General features: G+C 68.6%; 16 protein-coding genes. 11 read left to right on the forward strand and 5 right to left on the reverse strand.

The annotated features are described in order from the left end of the window. Nucleotides 1–77: 77 nt before the first annotated feature. Nucleotides 78–1277 carry an acyl-CoA dehydrogenase gene (locus K9D25_RS20045; RefSeq protein ID WP_244377739.1) on the reverse strand — a complete coding sequence of 400 codons (1200 nt, stop codon included), beginning with the start codon at nt 1275–1277 and terminating at the stop codon, nt 78–80. A gap of 260 nt (nt 1278–1537) precedes the next feature. Between K9D25_RS20045 and K9D25_RS20050 the strand changes: the two genes are divergently transcribed. From K9D25_RS20050 to K9D25_RS20070, 5 genes are all read left to right on the forward strand, one after another. Beyond that, entirely contained in the window at nt 1538–3136 is a 1599-nt protein-coding gene (locus K9D25_RS20050) for an ABC transporter substrate-binding protein (RefSeq protein ID WP_279613759.1), read from the forward strand. A gap of 181 nt (nt 3137–3317) precedes the next feature. Further along, on the forward strand, nt 3318–4328 hold the full coding sequence (locus tag K9D25_RS20055; RefSeq protein WP_244377741.1) for an ABC transporter permease subunit: 1011 nt from the start codon (nt 3318–3320) through the stop codon (nt 4326–4328). Then, the gene (locus K9D25_RS20060; protein ID WP_244377743.1) at nt 4321–5301 is read left to right on the forward strand and encodes an ABC transporter permease subunit; all 981 of its coding nucleotides are present in this window, start codon (nt 4321–4323) and stop codon (nt 5299–5301) included. The genes K9D25_RS20055 and K9D25_RS20060 overlap by 8 nt, the downstream gene beginning before the upstream one ends. Next, on the forward strand, nt 5301–6290 hold the full coding sequence (locus tag K9D25_RS20065) for an ABC transporter ATP-binding protein (RefSeq protein ID WP_244377745.1): 990 nt from the start codon (nt 5301–5303) through the stop codon (nt 6288–6290). Before K9D25_RS20060 ends, K9D25_RS20065 begins: the two co-directional genes overlap by 1 nt. Continuing rightward, complete coding sequence (locus K9D25_RS20070; RefSeq protein ID WP_244377746.1) at nt 6287–7312, forward strand: dipeptide ABC transporter ATP-binding protein; 1026 nt, start codon at nt 6287–6289, stop codon at nt 7310–7312. Before K9D25_RS20065 ends, K9D25_RS20070 begins: the two co-directional genes overlap by 4 nt. On the opposite strand, the gene K9D25_RS20075 is transcribed toward K9D25_RS20070, so the two are convergent. The 4 genes from K9D25_RS20075 to K9D25_RS20090 form a co-directional block, all read right to left on the reverse strand. Continuing rightward, complete coding sequence (locus K9D25_RS20075; protein WP_244377747.1) at nt 7305–8177, reverse strand: energy transducer TonB family protein; 873 nt, start codon at nt 8175–8177, stop codon at nt 7305–7307. The genes K9D25_RS20070 and K9D25_RS20075 overlap by 8 nt on opposite strands. Next, nucleotides 8174–8737 (reverse strand): TonB system transport protein ExbD, encoded by a 564-nt coding sequence (gene exbD / locus K9D25_RS20080; protein ID WP_244377748.1) that lies wholly within the window; start codon nt 8735–8737, stop codon nt 8174–8176. The genes K9D25_RS20075 and exbD overlap by 4 nt, the downstream gene beginning before the upstream one ends. Before the next feature lie 6 nt (nt 8738–8743). Then, nucleotides 8744–9847 (reverse strand): tonB-system energizer ExbB, encoded by a 1104-nt coding sequence (exbB, locus tag K9D25_RS20085; protein ID WP_244377749.1) that lies wholly within the window; start codon nt 9845–9847, stop codon nt 8744–8746. Nucleotides 9848–10046: 199 nt separating this feature from the next. Next, nucleotides 10047–11483 (reverse strand): FAD-binding oxidoreductase, encoded by a 1437-nt coding sequence (locus K9D25_RS20090; protein WP_244377751.1) that lies wholly within the window; start codon nt 11481–11483, stop codon nt 10047–10049. Between the two features lie 54 nt (nt 11484–11537). Here K9D25_RS20090 and K9D25_RS20095 point away from each other — a divergent pair, with 54 nt between their 5' ends. From K9D25_RS20095 to K9D25_RS20120, 6 genes are all read left to right on the forward strand, one after another. Beyond that, nucleotides 11538–11822 carry a type II toxin-antitoxin system ParD family antitoxin gene (locus K9D25_RS20095; RefSeq protein ID WP_244377753.1) on the forward strand — a complete coding sequence of 95 codons (285 nt, stop codon included), beginning with the start codon at nt 11538–11540 and terminating at the stop codon, nt 11820–11822. Beyond that, nucleotides 11812–12117, forward strand: coding sequence for a type II toxin-antitoxin system RelE/ParE family toxin (locus K9D25_RS20100; protein ID WP_244377755.1), 306 nt, complete (start codon nt 11812–11814; stop codon nt 12115–12117). Before K9D25_RS20095 ends, K9D25_RS20100 begins: the two co-directional genes overlap by 11 nt. Nucleotides 12118–12162: 45 nt before the next feature. Next, on the forward strand, nt 12163–13977 hold the full coding sequence (locus tag K9D25_RS20105; RefSeq protein WP_244377757.1) for an ABC-F family ATP-binding cassette domain-containing protein: 1815 nt from the start codon (nt 12163–12165) through the stop codon (nt 13975–13977). Nucleotides 13978–14157: 180 nt separating this feature from the next. Continuing rightward, nucleotides 14158–14961 (forward strand): TrmH family RNA methyltransferase, encoded by an 804-nt coding sequence (locus K9D25_RS20110; RefSeq protein ID WP_244377759.1) that lies wholly within the window; start codon nt 14158–14160, stop codon nt 14959–14961. Nucleotides 14962–15354: 393 nt separating this feature from the next. After that, nucleotides 15355–15963 carry an aspartate kinase gene (locus K9D25_RS20115; RefSeq protein ID WP_244377761.1) on the forward strand — a complete coding sequence of 203 codons (609 nt, stop codon included), beginning with the start codon at nt 15355–15357 and terminating at the stop codon, nt 15961–15963. Further along, a complete protein-coding gene (locus K9D25_RS20120) occupies nt 15960–16517 on the forward strand; it encodes a flavoprotein (RefSeq protein WP_244377763.1) in 558 nt (185 codons plus the stop codon). Before K9D25_RS20115 ends, K9D25_RS20120 begins: the two co-directional genes overlap by 4 nt. The last annotated feature ends 1 nt before the right edge of the window (nt 16518 follow it).

A 16518-nucleotide genomic window follows, 5' to 3' on the forward strand; every position in this document is an offset into this window, starting at 1 on the left:
CCGCCTTTTCCCGGCCCAGCGACGGCGCAGCCGGAGCGCCGCGCCGGGACCCCGGATAAACCCTTCGGCAAATCCTCTCAGAAAAACGCCTGATGCCCGGTGATGGCCCGGCCGAGGATCAGCGCGTGGATATCGTGCGTGCCCTCATAGGTGTTCACCGTCTCCAGGTTCACCATGTGGCGCATGACCGGGAACTCGCCGGAAATGCCGTTGCCGCCATGCATGTCGCGGGCGGCGCGGGCGATGTCGAGCGCCTTGCCGCAATTATTGCGCTTGAGCATGGAGATGGTCTCCACCGGCAACTGGCCGGCGTCGAACAGCCGGCCCGCGCGCAGGGCGAGCTGCAGGCCGAGCGTGATCTCGGTCGCCATGTCGGCGAGCTTTTTCTGGATCAGCTGCGTCGCCGCCAGCGGCTTGCCGAACTGCTTGCGGTCGAGCGTGTACTGGCGCGCGGCGGCGTAGCAGGCTTCCGCCGCCCCCATCGTGCCCCAGCCAATGCCGAAGCGGGCACGGTTGAGGCAGCCGAAGGGGCCCTTCAGGCCGGAGACATTCGGCAGCAGGTTCTCTTCCGGCAGCTCGACCCCGTCCAGCACGATCTCGCCGGTGATGGAGGCGCGCAGCGAGAGCTTGTGCTCGATCTTCGGGGTGGTGAAGCCCTTCATGCCGCGCTCCACCAGGAAGCCGCGAATCTCGTCGCCATGGGCGGCGGACTTCGCCCACACCACCGCGACATCAGCGATCGGCGAATTGGTGATCCACATCTTGGCGCCGGAGAGGCGGTAGCCGCCATCGATCTTCTCGGCGCGGGTGCGCATGCCGGCGGGGTCGGAGCCGGCATCCGGCTCGGTCAGGCCGAAGCAGCCGACGATCTCGCCCGTGGCGAGCTTCGGCAGGAATTTGCGCTTCTGCGCCTCGCTGCCATAGGCGTTGATCGGGTGCATCACCAGCGAGGACTGCACGCTCATCGCCGAGCGATAGCCCGAATCGACCCGCTCCACCTCGCGCGCCACCAGCCCGTAGGAGACATAGCCGAGGCCCGCCCCGCCATATTCCTCGGGGATGGTGGGGCCGAGCAGGCCGAGCGCGCCCATCTCGTTCATGATCTCGCGATCGAAGTGCTCGTCCATATAGGCGGCGGTCACGCGCGGCAGCAGCTTTTCCTGCGCATAGTCACGCGCCGTGTCGCGCACCAGCCGTTCTTCCTCGGTCAGCTGCGCATCGAAATCGACCGGATCGGCCCAGTCGAAGGAAACCTTGGCGGACGGCGCGGCACTCATGCGACTTCTCCCGGACGTACCGGCACCCGAGGCCGGCCGCCTCTCTTACAACGTCGCGCGGCGCTGTGCATCCGCCCTTCGACGGAGCCCGCGCCGCCGCAATTGACGCAGCGGAATACGACTTAGGTCGGGGGGTGGGGTATGATTGCGCAATACTGAGACACGTGTTTCAGTTGTGAAATCGGACCGTCGCGATGACGCAATAGGCCGGCCCAAACAATGGGCACGGCTCGCGCGGTTCATGAGAGGGGAATTCAGAGATGCCGGCTTTTCCTGCCAAGGCCGCCCTTGCGGCTGCAATGCTCGTGGCGTTGTGCGCGCCGTCCTACGCCGCCAAGACGCTGGTTTACTGCTCCGAAGGGAGCCCGGAGAACTTCACCCCCGCCCTGAACACGACCGGCACCAGCTTCGACGCCGCCCGCCCGGTATACAATCAGCTCGTCGAGTTCGAGCGCGGCACGACCAAGGTGGTGCCCTCCCTCGCCGAGAGCTGGACGGTGAGCGAGGACGGCAAGGAAATCACCTTCAAGCTGCGCAAGGGCGTGAAGTTTCATTCCGGCGTGAACGGCTTCACCCCGACCCGCGATTTCAACGCGGACGACGTGCTGTTCTCGTTCGAGCGCCAATGGAAGCCGGAAAACCCGTACCACAAGGTCACCGGCGGCGCGTATGACTACTTCAACGACATGAGCATGCCCGACCTGCTCAAGTCGATCGACAAGGTGGACGACTACACCGTCAAATTCGTGCTCACCGAGCCGAATTCGCCGATGCTGGCGAACCTCGCCATGGATTTCGGCACCATCACCTCGAAGGAATATGCCGACTTCCTGCTGAAGAAGGGCACGCCCGAGCAGTATGACCAGATCCCGGTCGGCACCGGCCCGTTCTCCTTCGTCAACTACCAGAAGGACGCGGTGATCCGTTACAAGGCCAACCCGGCCTATTTCGCCGGTAAGCCGGCGCTGGATAACCTCGTCTACGCCATCACCCCAGACCCGACCGCGCGCTACGCCAAGCTGAAGAAGGGCGAGTGCCATGTGATGATCGCGCCGAACCCGGCCGACATCGCCGGCATGAAGACCGATCCGGTGGTCAACCTGATCTCCCAGCCGGGCCTCAACATCGGCTATCTCTCCTTCAACACGCAGAAGCCGCCCTTCGACAAGAAGGAGGTCCGGCAGGCCTTCAACATGGCGATCGACAAGGCCGCCATCATCAAGGACGTGTATCAGGGCGCCGGCCAGGCGGCGATCAACCCGATCCCGCCGACCATCTGGTCCTACAACACCGCGATCAAGGACTACCCCTACGATCCCGAGAAGGCGAAGAAGATGCTGGCCGATGCGGGCGTGAAGACGCCGCTCGACATCGACCTGTGGTGGATGCCGGTGCAGCGCCCCTACAACCCGAACGCCAAGCGCATCGCCGAGATCATGCAGGCGGACCTCGCCAAGATCGGCGTCAACGCCAAGCTCGTCTCTTATGAATGGGGTGAATACCGCAAGCGGCTGCAGCAGGGCGAGCACATGACCGGCCAGCTCGGCTGGACCGGCGACAATGGCGACCCGGACAACTTCTTCTTCCTGCTCGGCTGCGCCGCGGCCCGCCCGGGCGGCCAGAACCTGTCCAAGTGGTGCAACAAGGACTTCGACGCGCTGATCAACAAGGCGAAGACCATTTCGGACACCGCCGAGCGCACCAAGCTCTATGAGCAGGCGCAGGTGATCGTGAAGGAAGAGGCGCCCTGGTTCACCATCGCCCATTCGGTGGTGTACGAGCCGACCCGCAAGGAAGTGGTGGACTACAAGGTCAGCCCGCTCGGCCGCCACGAATTCTACGGCGTCGACCTGAAGTGACCGGCCGGCCGGGGCCGCAAGCCCCGGCACGCCCCGCCTCCCGGACGCGGCCCGCCGCGTTCCGGGATCGCCCCTCGGCTGAGGCGCCGCGCCGTCTTGTGCTCCCGGAAGGCCGCCTGCCGGCTTCCGGGACGACGGCGACTTGCCGGCAGAAGGCCCGCCCCATGGGTAGCACCCGCACATGCTGAAACTCATCTTCCGCCGTGTCGCGCTGACGCTGCCCACCTTCGTGGCGCTGATGTTCGTCACCTTCGTCGCCGTGCGCCTCGTGCCCGGCGACCCCATCGAGGCGCGCACCGGCGAGCGCGGCATCGACCCCGAACGGCTGGCGGCGCTGCGCCACGAGCTTGGCCTCGACCAGCCGGTGTGGAAGCAGTTCCTCGACTACGTCTACGCCCTGCTGCACGGCGATTTCGGCGTCTCCATCGTCACCAAGACGCCGGTGCTGCACGAATTCCTCATCCTGTTCCCGGCGACGCTGGAACTCGCGCTCTGCGCCCTCGTCTTCGCGGTGGTGCTCGGCGTGCCCGCCGGCGTGCTGGCGGCGGTACGGCGTGGCTCGGTGCTGGACCATTCCGTCATGGCCGTGGCGCTGGCGGGCTATTCCATGCCCATCTTCTGGTGGGGCCTGCTGCTCATCATGTTCATGTCGGAATATCTGGGCCTGACCCCGGTTTCCGGCCGCATGGACCTCATCAACTACTATTTCGAGCCCGTGACCGGCTTCATGCTGATCGACAGCCTGCTCTCGGGCGAGGACGGTGCCTTCAGCGCGGCGGTGGCGCATCTCATCCTGCCCACCATCGTGCTCGGCACCATTCCGCTGGCGGTGATCGCGCGGATGACGCGCTCCTCCATGCTGGAGGTGCTGGGCGAGGATTATGTGCGCACCGCCCGCGCCAAGGGCCTCTCGCCGCTGCGGGTGGTCGGGCTGCACGCGCTGCGCAACGCGCTGATCCCCGTGGTCACCGTGGTCGGCCTGCAGACCGGCACGCTGCTCGCCGGCGCGGTGCTGACCGAGACCATCTTCGCCTGGCCGGGCGTGGGCAAATGGCTGATCGAATCGATCTCGCGCCGCGACTATCCCGCGCTGCAGGGCGGCATCATGCTGATCTCCGCCATCGTCATCCTCGTCAATCTCATCGTCGACATGCTCTATGTCGCGATCAACCCGAGGATCCGGCATGGCTGAGGAAAACGCCATCGACGATCCGATGCCGACCACGCCCGAGCGGCTGCTGGTCAGCGATTCCGGCCTCAGCCTCAGTGCCGCCGCCGTGGCCGAGGTGGAGCCGGTGGGCGCGGAGCCCTCGCCGCTGCGGGCCTTCTGGTCCGCCTTCAGCGAGAATCGCGGCGCCGTGCTCGGCCTCGCCGTCGTCGTGTTCATCACCCTGCTGGCGCTGTTCGCGCCCTTCGTCGCCCCGCATTCGCCGATCGAGCAGTTCCGCCAGAGCGTGCTGCTGCCCCCGGTCTGGGCCGGCGGCAACTGGACCTTCCCCTTCGGCACGGACGCGGTGGGGCGCGACGTGCTCTCCCGCCTGATCTACGGCGCGCGCATCTCGCTCGGCATCGGCCTGTCGGTGATGGTCGTCTCGGTGGCTCTCGGCATCGTGCTCGGCCTCGCGAGCGCCTTCCTGCGCGGCATCGTCGAGGTGGTGATCATGCGCGTCATGGACATGGTCGTGGCGATCCCGAGCCTGGTGCTCGCCATCCTCATCGTCGCCGTGCTCGGCCCCAGCCTCACCAACACCATCGTGGCGGTGACGGTGGTGTATCTGCCGCGCTATGTGCGCCTGGTGCGCGCCGCGGCGCTGGCGGAACTGTCGAAGGAATATGTCGTCGCCGCGCAGGTCGCCGGCGTCGGCCGGCTGCGGCTGATGTTCGTCACCGTGCTGCCGAACTGCCTCGCCCCGCTCATCGTGCAGGCCGCGCTCGGCATTTCCGACGCGATCCTGGAAGCGGCGGCGCTCGGCTTTCTCGGCCTCGGCGCGCAGCCGCCGACGCCGGAATGGGGCGCCATGCTGGCCGATGCGCGCGAATTCATCCGCTCCGCCCCGTGGATCGTCACCCTGCCCGGCCTCGCCATTCTCGTCACCGTGGTCGCCATCAACCTGATGGGCGACGGCCTGCGCGACGCGCTCGACCCGAAGCTGAGGCGGAGCTGATGTCCCTGCTCTCCATCCGCAATCTCTCCGTCACCTTCGCCACCGGGCGCGGGCCGTTCCGCGCCGTGGACAAGGTGGATCTCGATGTCGCCCCGGGCGAACTCGTCGCCATTGTCGGCGAATCCGGTTCCGGGAAATCGGTGGCGATGCTGGCGGTGATGGGCCTGCTGCCCTGGATCGCCACCGTTACCGCAGACCGGATGATGTTCGACGGGCGCGACCTGCTCGCCCTCTCCGCCCGCGAACGGCGCAAGATCATCGGGCGCGACCTCGCCATGATCTTCCAGGAGCCGATGTCGAGCCTCAACCCCTGCTTCACCGTCGGCTTCCAGATCCGCGAGGCCATGGCCACGCATCTCGATCTCTCCCGCGCCCAGCGCCAGGCGCGCGCGGTGGAATTGCTGGAGCTCGTCGGCATTCCCGAGCCGGAGCGGCGGCTGAAGGCGTTTCCGCACCAGCTCTCCGGCGGCATGAGCCAGCGGGTGATGATCGCCATGGCGCTCGCCTGCAACCCCAAGCTCATCATCGCCGACGAGCCGACCACCGCCCTCGATGTCACCATCCAGGCGCAGATTCTCGATCTGCTGCTGAAGCTGCAGAAGGAGAGCGGCGTCGGCCTCGTGCTCATCACCCATGACATGGGCGTGGTGGCGGAAACGGCGCAGCGCGTGTGCGTGCATTATGCCGGCCAGCAGGTGGAGATGCAGGACACGCGCGGCCTGTTCCGCGACCCGCACCACCCCTACACCGCCGCGCTGCTGGCGGCGCTGCCGGAGCGGGCGCAGGGCCGGCTGCTGCCTTCCATTCCGGGCATCGTGCCGGGGCTGGCGGACCGGCCGGCGGGCTGCCTGTTCTCGCCGCGCTGCCGCTTCGCCACCGAGACCTGCCGCACCGTGCCGCCGCCGCGCGCGGGGGCGGAACTCGGACTCGCCCTCTGCCACACGCCGCTCCTTGCCGGTGTGCCCCAGCGCCGGGAGTTCGCGGCATGAACGCTCCCCTGCCCCACGCCACCCCGCCGGCCGAAGCGGTGATGGAAGCCATCGACCTCGCCCAGAGCTACGAGGTCTCGCGCGGCGTGTTCGCGAAATCGGCCACGGTAAAGGCGGTGGCCGGCATCAGCTTCCGCCTCGCCCCGCGCTCGACCCTAGCGGTGGTGGGCGAATCCGGCTCCGGCAAATCGACGCTGGCCCGCATGCTCACGCTGATCGAGCGGCCGGGCGCCGGCTCGCTCCGGCTCGACGATGTCGATGTCGCGGAGGCGGATGCCCGCACGCTGCGGCGCTATCGCGGCGAGGTGCAGATGGTGTTTCAGAACCCGTTCGGCTCGCTCAACCCGCGCCAGACCATCGGCAAGGCGATCGAGGAGCCGCTGCTGGTCAACACTTTGCTTTCCGCCGCCGAGCGCCGCGCGCGGGCGCTGGACATGATGAGCCGCGTCGGGCTGCGGCCCGAACATCACGGCCGCTACCCGCATATGTTTTCCGGCGGCCAGCGCCAGCGCATCGCCATCGCCCGCGCGCTGGTGCTGCGGCCGAAAATCCTGGTGCTGGACGAGCCGGTCTCGGCGCTCGACGTGTCGGTGCGGGCGCAGGTGCTGAACCTGCTGGTGGAACTGCAGCAGCAGCTCGGCGTCGCCTATGTCTTCGTCTCCCACGATCTCGGCGTGGTGCGGCACATGGCGGACGAGGTGCTGGTGATGTATCTCGGCCGCGCCGTCGAGCACGGCCCGCGCGACGCCATTTTCGACACGCCGCTGCACCCCTATACGCGCGCGCTGCTCTCGGCAACGCCGGTCGCCGACCCGGAAGCGAAGAAGGAGCGCATCGTGCTGGAGGGCGAACTGCCCTCGCCCTTCAACCCGCCACGCGGCTGCCCCTTCAACCCGCGCTGCCCGCTGGTGGTGGAGCGCTGCCGGGTGGAGATGCCGCCGCTGGCCACGAAGGGCGCGCAGCGCGTCGCCTGCTGGGTCACCGGCGCCGATGCCCCGGCGGCCGGCCAAGCGCTCACCTGAGGCTGAACAGCACCGGGACGGTGAAGGTGATGGTGCTGCCAGCGACTTCCGGCGGCGGGGGCGGCACGGGGGAGGCGCGGCGCACCATGGCGACCGCCTCCTCGTCGAAGCGCGGATTGCCCGACGAGCCCGCCAGCCGCGCCGAGAGTACTTGCCCCGCCCGGTTGATCGAAAACGCCACGCGCGCCTTGCCGCTGGCGCTCTCCCCGCCGGGATAGCGCTTGTGGCGATTGAGATGCGCCATCAGCCGCGAACGCCAATTGGCCGGCACCCGGCTGTTGGAGGTCGCCGCGCCCGACGTCGGAGCGGCGATGCGCTCGGCATTCTGCGCGTCGATCGCCGGCGCGGCCGAGGTGCGCGGCGCGGGGGGAAGGTCGCTCTTCTTTTCCTTCTTCGGCTTCGGCTTGGGCTTTGGCTGCTCCTTGGGCGGCTCCGGCTTTTCCTCCGGCGGGGGAATTTCCTGCACCAGCGGCGGGGGCGGCGGCAGCGGCACCTCGATATCCCTAGCCGGGCTTTCCGCGACCTCGGGTATCGGCTCTTCCGGCGGCAGCGGCTCGGGCGGCGGGGTGTCCTCCACCTCCTCGGCCAGCGGGTCCGGCGGGGTCTCTTCTTCCACCTTCTCCTGCGCCTCGACCATTTGCGGGCCGGGCGGCAGCTCGGTCGGCTCGGCCGCCGGCGCCACCGGCATTTCCGCCAGTTCGATCATGATCGCCGCCGGCTCCTCGGTCATGACGACCGGGGGATCGGTCAGCATATAGCCGAGCGCGCCGCCATGGACGGCCAGCACCACGGCGCCGCAGCCGAGCCACAGCCCGGCCTCGCGCAGGCGATGCCCGCCGCTGCCACGGACCAGCAGCAGGCTCATGGCGCCGGCGCTCCGGGGGCGGCAGGAGCGGGCGCTGCGGGTGCGGCCGGGGCCGGCAGAGGCGCGGAAGCCGGCGCGGCAGAGGCGGGCGCGCTCCCGGTGGCGGGCGCGGCAGAACCCGGCGTGGCGGCGGCCGGCTGGCCGGTCATCTCGATGCCGACCAGCGCGATCTTGAGGTAGCCGGCGGCGCGCAACAGGTTCATCACCTCCATCAGCGCGCCATAGTCGACGGTCTTGTCGGCGCGCAGGAAGATGCGGGTGTCGCGCTTGCCCTCCGTCGTGCGGTCGAGCGTCGCCCCCAGCGTCTCGCGCGCCACATCGTCATTGCCGATGGCGAGCACCAGATCGCTCTTGACGGTGAGATAGACCGGCTTGTCCGGGCGCGGCTGCACCTGCGCGTTCGAGGCCGGCAAATCCACCGCCACATCGACGGTGGAAAGCGGCGCCGCCACCATGAAGATGATCAGCAGCACCAGGATCACGTCGATGAACGGGGTGACGTTGATCTCGTGGTTCTCGACGAGATCGTCCGTGTCGGTGCTCTGCAGCTTCGCGCCCATGGCGGCTCACTCCGCCGCCGCGCGCACGCGCTGCGGGGCGGCGCGGGCGGCGTCGCGGCGGTCGAGATCGCGCGAAAGCAGCCGCAGCACCTCGGCCGAGGCATCGCCCATCAGCACGCGATAGCCCGACACCTGGCGCGAGAAATGGTTGTAGATCACGACAGCCGGAATGGCGGCGACGAGGCCGATGGCGGTGGCGAGCAGTGCCTCGGCGATGCCGGGCGCCACCACGGCGAGATTGGTGGTCTGCGCCTTCGAGATGCCGATGAACGAGTTCATGATGCCCCACACCGTGCCGAACAGGCCGACGAAGGGCGCGGTGGCGCCGATGGTGGCGAGCAGGCCGGTGCCGCGCGTGATCGCCCGCCCGGCCGCCACCTCGATGCGGGTGAGCGAGATCGACACGCGCTCCTTGATGCCGTCGGCCGGCAAGGGGCCGGAGCGCTTGAGTTCCAGATCGGTGGCGCGCAGCATGGCGCCTGCCGGGCCGCGCGGATCGACGCGGCGCGCCTCCTCCAGCGTGGCGCTGGCGAGATAGCCCTTCAGCGCGCGCCGCAGCCGGCCCTTGGCGACGGCGAGTTCCATCGTCTTGGCCAGCCACACCGTCCAGGTCACCACCGAGGCGAAGGCGAGGCCGATCATGACCGCCTTCACCACCCAGTCCGCCGCCATGAACATGCCCCAGGGGGACAGGTCATGCGGGAGTTGGGCGGCGACGCTCGAATCCTCGCCCGCCTCAAGCGGAAGGCCGGCCGCCGGGTCGGCGGCCGCATCCCCGGTGGCAGGAGCAGCGACAGGGGGAGCGGCGGCCGAGGGAGCGGCGACCTGGGGATCGACGGCAACCGGCGCGGCCTCGCCGGCCGGGGACGGCGCAGCGGCGCCGCCCGTGGTCGGGGCCGTAGTGCCGGAAGCCGGCGGCACCAGCGGATCAAATGTGGGGGCGGCAGGCGCGGTCGCCGCCGGCGGCGCGGAGAGGGCGGGCGACGCCGGTGCCGTTTCCTGCGCCGTTTCCTGCGCCCACGCCCCCACCGGGCCGGCGACCAGCAGCGCCAGCGCCAGAACGAGGTTCAGCGCGCGGCGCAGGGCGGTGGTCTTGGGTGTCGTCGGCATGGCTTCGCGAAGCTCCGGTCTTCCCCGGCGCTCCAGCCCACAGGCGGAGATGTCCACGGGGACGTCCTCAGTCCCGGCTTCCATAAACCTGCGATGACTAGGTCGACAACACAAAATCCTTCACAAATACAAATGTAGAACCCTTCAAAACTGGATTTAGGCAGGATCGTACAATTTTACATTATTCTAGACTAAGACTTCAGCCCACCGAGACACCGATCACCTTGCCGGGGTTGAGCGTGCCGGCGGGGTCGAGCGCGCCTTTGAGCCGGTGCATCAGGTCAAGCGCCACCGGGTCGGCGTAATGGGCCAGTTCCTCGCGCTTCAAAAGGCCGATGCCGTGCTCGGCGGCGATGGAGCCGTCCATGTCGTCGACAATGTCGTGGACGATGCGGTTGAACCGCTCCCACAGCGCGAGGAAGGCGGCCTTTTCCATGCCCACGGGCTGGCTGAGGTTGAAATGGATATTGCCGTCGCCGACATGGCCGAACGGGCACGGGCGCAGCCCCGGCAGCGCCGCCATGCAGGCGGGCAGCGCGCGCTCCAGAAATTCCGGCACGCGTGAGACAGGCACCGAGACATCGTGCTTGATCGAGCCGCCCTCATGCTTCTGCGCTTCCGACATGTCCTCGCGCAGCCGCCACATATTGGCCGCCTGCGCCTCGCTGGTGGCGATGGCGGCATCGAGCACCTCGCCCGCCTCCATCGCGGCGCCGAGCCCCTCCTCCATCAGCGCGGCGAGGTCGAAGGCGCGGGTGGGCGAGGAAAGCTCGGCCAGCACGTACCAGTCATAGGTCTCGCGCAGCGGGCGCACCGTGCCGGGCATGTGCTTGAGCACCGTCTCCACGCCGAAGGCGGCCATCAGCTCGAAGGTGGTGAGCGCGTCGCCCGCCTCCCCGCGCAGCCGCTTCAACAGGGCGAGCGCGGCGGAAGGGTCCGGCACGGCGAGGAAGGCGGTGGCGCGCTGCGCCGGCTGCGGGAACAGCTTCAGCACGGCGGCGGTGATGATGCCGAGCGTGCCCTCGCTGCCGAGGAAAAGCTGCTTGAGGTCGTAGCCCGCATTGTTCTTGCGCAGCCGCTTCAGCCCGTTCCACACCCGCCCGTCGGCCAACACGACTTCCAGCCCCAGCGCGAGCTCGCGCGCATTGCCATAGCGCAGCACGGCGGTGCCGCCGGCGTTCGACGACAAGTTGCCGCCGATGCGGCAGGAGCCCTGCGAGGCGATGTGCAGGGGGAACAGGCAGCCCGCCTCCTCCGCTGCCGCGTGCACCTTGTCGAGAATGCAGCCGGCTTCCACCGTCATCGTCATGTCGACGGGATCGAAGGCGCGGATGCGGTCCAGCCGGGAGAGCGAAAGCAGCATCTGGCCGAACGGCATCTGCCCGCCCACCAGCCCGGTATTGCCGCCCTGCGGCACCAGCGGTACCCCCGCCCGCGCGCAGGTCTCGACCACGAACGCCACCTCCTCGGTGGAGCCCGGCCGCAGCACCGCCGGCGCCTCGCCCTTATAGAGCCCGCGCTCCTCGTGCAGGTACGGCGCCATGTCGGCCGGATCGGTGAGCACATGCGCGGCGCCGAGGCGCTGGGCGAGGGTGGCGAGCAGGGGGGAGAGGGGGGACGAGGCTGCGAGCGTCATTGAACTCTCAGGGGCAAGCGGTATGATGAATTCATACTAACGAGGGAGGGCCGGATGGCGAATGCCGAGAAGCGCACCTTCAGTCTGCCACGTGAGCAGGCGGAATTCATAGACCGGCTGGTGGACTCGGGCACCTATGGCAGCGCCAGCGAAGTGATCCGCGCCGGCCTGCGCGCGCTTCAGGAACGCGACGCGGCCGTCGAACGCTGGCTGCGCGAGGACGTGGCGCCGGTGATAGCCGAAATGCAGGCGCACCCCGAAAGGGGCATCCCAGCGGAAGATGTCTTCAACGAAATCCGCGCCCTTCACAGCCAGCGCATCCAGCGTCGTGGCGTATAAGATCATCATCTCGCCCGAGGCTCGGAGCGACCTGATCAGCCTTTTCAGGTTTGTCGCGGAGCGCTCGGGAAAAGACACCGCGCTCAGCTATGTCGAGCGGATCGAAGCATACTGCTGTTCCTTCACGGATTTCCCCGTACGCGGCACCTGCCGTGACGATATAGTCCCCGGCCTGCGCATCGTCGGCTTCGAGCGGCGCGTGACGATTGCCTTCCATATCGAACGCGAGCGCGTGGTATTCGACCGCGTCCTGTATGGAGGGCGCTCACTCGAACGGCTCGGCGACGACGACTGACCACGCCCCCTTGCCCCCGCGCGTCTTTCCCCCTATCCCCGCGCCATGGCGCCTCCTCTCCTTCTGCTTCAAGACACCAAGCTCACCTTCGGCGGCACGCCGCTGCTGGAGGGGGCGGAGCTTTCCGTTTCCGCCGGCGAGCGCGTCGGCCTTGTCGGTCGCAACGGCTCGGGCAAATCCACGCTTTTGAAAATCGCCGCCGGCCTCGTTTCGGCCGATAGCGGCGCGCGCTTCGTGCAGCCCGGCGCCACGGTGCGCTATCTGCCGCAGGAGCCGGACCTCTCCGGCTTCGAAACCACGCTCGCCTATGTCGAGGCCGGCATGGGCCCGGGCGATGCGGAATACCGCGCGCAATATCTGCTCGGCGAACTCGGCCTCACCGGCACGGAGCACCCGGCCAATCTCTCCGGCGGCGAGGCCCGCCGCGCCGCGCTTGCCCGCGTGCTGGCGCCGGAGCCGGACATTCTGCTGCTGGACGAGCCGACCAACCATCTCGACCTGCCGGCCATCGAATGGCTGGAAGCGGAAATCGCCTCGCTGCGCTCCGCCCTCGTGCTCATCAGCCATGACCGCCGCTTCCTGCAGGACCTCACCCGCGCCACCGTCTGGCTCGACCGGGGCCGCACGCGGCGCATGGAGCGCGGCTTCGCCTTCTTCGAGGAATGGCGCGACCAGGTGCTTGAAGAGGAAGAGCGCGACCAGCAGAAGCTCGCCCGCAAGATCGTCGCGGAAGAGCACTGGATGCGCTACGGCGTCACCGCGCGGCGCAAGCGGAACGTGCGCCGCGTCGGCGAGCTCGCCGCCCTGCGCGCGCAATATCGCGAGCATCGCGGCGCCGTCGGCACCATTTCCGTCACCGCCACCGAGGCGGAAGTCTCCGGCAAGCTGGTGATGGAAGCCGAGCACATCTCCAAGGCCTATGGCGATCGCGTCATCGTGCGCGATCTTTCCATCCGGATCCAGCGCGGCGACCGCATCGGCATTGTCGGGCCCAATGGCGCGGGCAAGACGACGCTCCTGAAGATGCTGACCGGCGAACTCGCCCCGGACAGCGGCAAGGCCAAGATGGGCACCAATATCGAGATGGCGACGCTGGACCAGCGCCGCGCCGCGCTCGACCCCAACCGCTCGGTGCGCGACACGCTCACCGACGGGCGCGGCGACCAGGTGTTTGTCGGCGGCAATCCGCGCCATGTCATCGGCTATATGAAGGACTTCCTGTTCACGCCGGAACAGGCCGGCACCGCCGTCTCCAAGCTCTCGGGCGGCGAGCGCGGGCGGCTGCTGCTGGCCTGCGCGCTGGCGCAGGCCTCCAACCTCATGGTGCTGGACGAGCCGACCAACGACCTCGATCTGGAGACGCTCGACCTCTTGGAAGAGATGATCGACGACTATGCCGGCACAGTGCTGCTGGTGAGCCATGACCGCGACTTCCTCGACCGCACCGTCACCGCCACCATCGCCTATGAGGGCGACGGCCATTGGGAAGTCTATGCCGGCGGCTATTCCGACATGGTGGCCCAGCGCGGCCATGGCGTGAAGGCGAAGGCGGCGGCCGCGGCGGCGAGCGCGAAAGCCGCGCCCGCCAAGGCGACGGAGGCTGCCCCGGCCTCCGGCGCCAAGCGCAAGCTCTCCTTCAAGGAGAAGCACGCGCTAGACCAGCTTCCCAAGCGCATGGCGCAGCTGGAATCGGACATCGCCCGCCTCAACAACACGCTGCACACGCCGAATTTCTACACCCGCGACCCCGCCGGCTTCCAGAAGGCCACCGCCGAGCTGACCAAGGCCCAGGCCGAACTCGCCAAGGCCGAGGAGGAATGGCTGGAGCTGGAAATGCGGCGCGAAGAGCTTGAGGGGTGAGGCGGGGGCGGCCTGCGTGCTTCGAGACGCGGCGCGGCTCCATCATCAGATCCATCATCCGATCTTGAACTGTCCTCATCCCCGGGCTTGACCCGGGGACCCAGCCTTGCTGCCGTGAGCCAATGGAAACCTGGGTCCCCGGGTCAAGCCCGGGGATGAGGGAGAGATGAGAGTGCCATCATGATGCTCATCCCCCTCACCTCCCCCGACGACCCGCGCATCGACGCCTACCGCGTCATCAAGGAGCGCGATCTGGTCGGGCGCGGCGGGCGCTTCATCGTCGAGGGGCGCACCGTGCTGGATGTCGCGCTCTCGCCCCGCAACCGGTTCGCGCTGGAATCACTGCTGCTGGCGGAAAGCAGGATCGAGGCGCTCGCCCCCCTGCTGGCGCAGGCGCCGCAGGACCTGCCGGTCTACACCGCCAGCCAGGCGATCCTCGACGGCATCACCGGCTTCCACATCCATCGCGGGCTGCTCGGCGTCGGGTTGCGCGGCGAGATGCCGTCCATGGCGGCCACCATCGCCGCCCTGCCGGAGGACGCGCTGGTCGTGGTGCCGCTCGGCATCACCAATCACGACAATGTCGGCGGCATCATGCGCAACGCCGCCGCCTTCGGGGCGGATGCGGCGCTGTTCGACTTCGCCTCCTGCGATCCCTTGTACCGCAAGGCGATCCGCGTCTCCGTCGGCGGCAGCCTGATCGTACCCTTCGCCCGCGAAGGCTCGGCCGAGGCGCTGCTCGACCTGCTCACCGCCGTCGGCTTCGAGCTTCTGGCGCTCAGCCCCGCCGGGGCGGCGACGCTGGACGAGGTGCGGCCGGCCCGGCGCACCGCGCTGCTGCTGGGCGCGGAAGGGCCGGGCCTGCCCGATTCCATCCTCGCCCGCACGCGCACGATCCGCATTCCCATGCGCGGCGGCTTCGACTCGCTCAATGTCGCGACAACCAGCGGTATCGCACTACACGCGCTTGCCCGTGGCCGGTAAACCACGCGTGAGATGCGAATCAACGCTCGACAATCCGACCCCCGAGGCGCATCCTCAGATGCACTTCTACAGGCGGCACGCCGTCTGATTGATCGTCAACTTCCAAAGGCCCGAGGCATGTCCTCGGGCCTTTTTTCTTGGCCCCGCCCGCTTTGGACGCGGCACTTTTGCTGGTATGGCGGCAGGTGCGCGGCGCGCCCTTTGGCCGGACGGCGGAACCGCTTAGAGCACGTTCCGATCTGATTGCATCGCAATCAGATCGGTAAAACGTTCTCTATGCATCACTTAGAGACTGATTCACCGATCAGGTTGTTTCAACCTGATCGGATCAGGCTCTAGGCTGGGGAGCCTGAGCGACGCGGCCGGCTCGACGGCCCGAACGGAAGCTGAAAGATGCCGGACCACCTCCCCCCTCCCCGCCCTGCCGTCGTCAAGCTCGGCGGGAGCCTTGTCGGCGACCCCGCCCTGACGCCGCTGCTGGCGACCCTGGCGCGGCGCGGCGCGCCGCTCGTTCTCGTCGCCGGCGGCGGCCCGCTGGCCGATGGCGTGCGGGCGCTGCAGCCGCGCCTCGGCCTGTCCGATGCCGCCTGTCACCGCATGGCGATCCTCGCCATGGAGCAGACCGCCCACGCCTTGGCCGATCTCGCACCCGGCCTCGCCCTTGCCGCCACGCCGGCGGAGATCGCGGCGGCGCACGCAGAGGGCCGCGCCGCGCTGTGGCTGCCCGCCGCAATGGCGCTCGCCGCCCGCGACCTGCCGGAAAGCTGGGAGCTGACCTCCGACAGCCTCGCCGCCTGGCTCGCCCACGCCCTCAGTGCCACGCGCCTGACGCTGGTGAAGTCGGCCCCCGCCCCCACCGGCAGCGGCCCGGCGGACTGGGCGGCAGCGGGGCTCGTCGACCCGCTGTTTCCCGCCTTCGCCGCCCGCCTCGCCGGCCCGGTCGAGGTGACCCTGCCGGCGGCGCTCCTCGCCGCCTCCGCCCAGAAGGACATTGCCGCATGAGCGCGACCAAGGGACTTTATCCGCGCTGGGCCTGGGCGCTCACCGGCTCCGGCCATTACTTCACCGAATCCATCGCCCTGATCAAAGCGCTGGACGCGGTGGACCTGTTCGTCTCGAAGGCGGCGGACGAGGTGCTGCGCATGTACAAGCAGGACCTGCCCAAGGACACCCGCATCTTCAAGGAGACGACGGCCAGTTCCGCCCCGGTCGGCCGGTTCTATGAGGGCCTGTACCACACGCTCATCGTCTCCCCCGCCTCCTCCAACACGGTGGCGAAGGCGGTGTTCGGCATTTCCGACACGCTGGTGACCAATTGCTTCGCCCAGGCCGGCAAGTGCCGTGTCCACGCCATCGTCTTCGCCTGCGACACCGCGCCCGAGATGATCACCATGGCGCCCAAGGGCCCGGTCCCGGTCTATCCGCGCCGCATCGACCTTGAGAACACCGCGAAGCTGAAGGAGTTCGACGACACGGTGGTGGTCGAATCCATCGGCGATCTCGAAGCCGCCATCGCCGCGCGGCGCCTCCACCTCGCGGACAAGGCCGCCACCTGAC

This window comes from Ancylobacter polymorphus (genome assembly GCF_022836935.1).
GTDB classification, from domain to species: domain Bacteria; phylum Pseudomonadota; class Alphaproteobacteria; order Rhizobiales; family Xanthobacteraceae; genus Ancylobacter; species Ancylobacter polymorphus_A.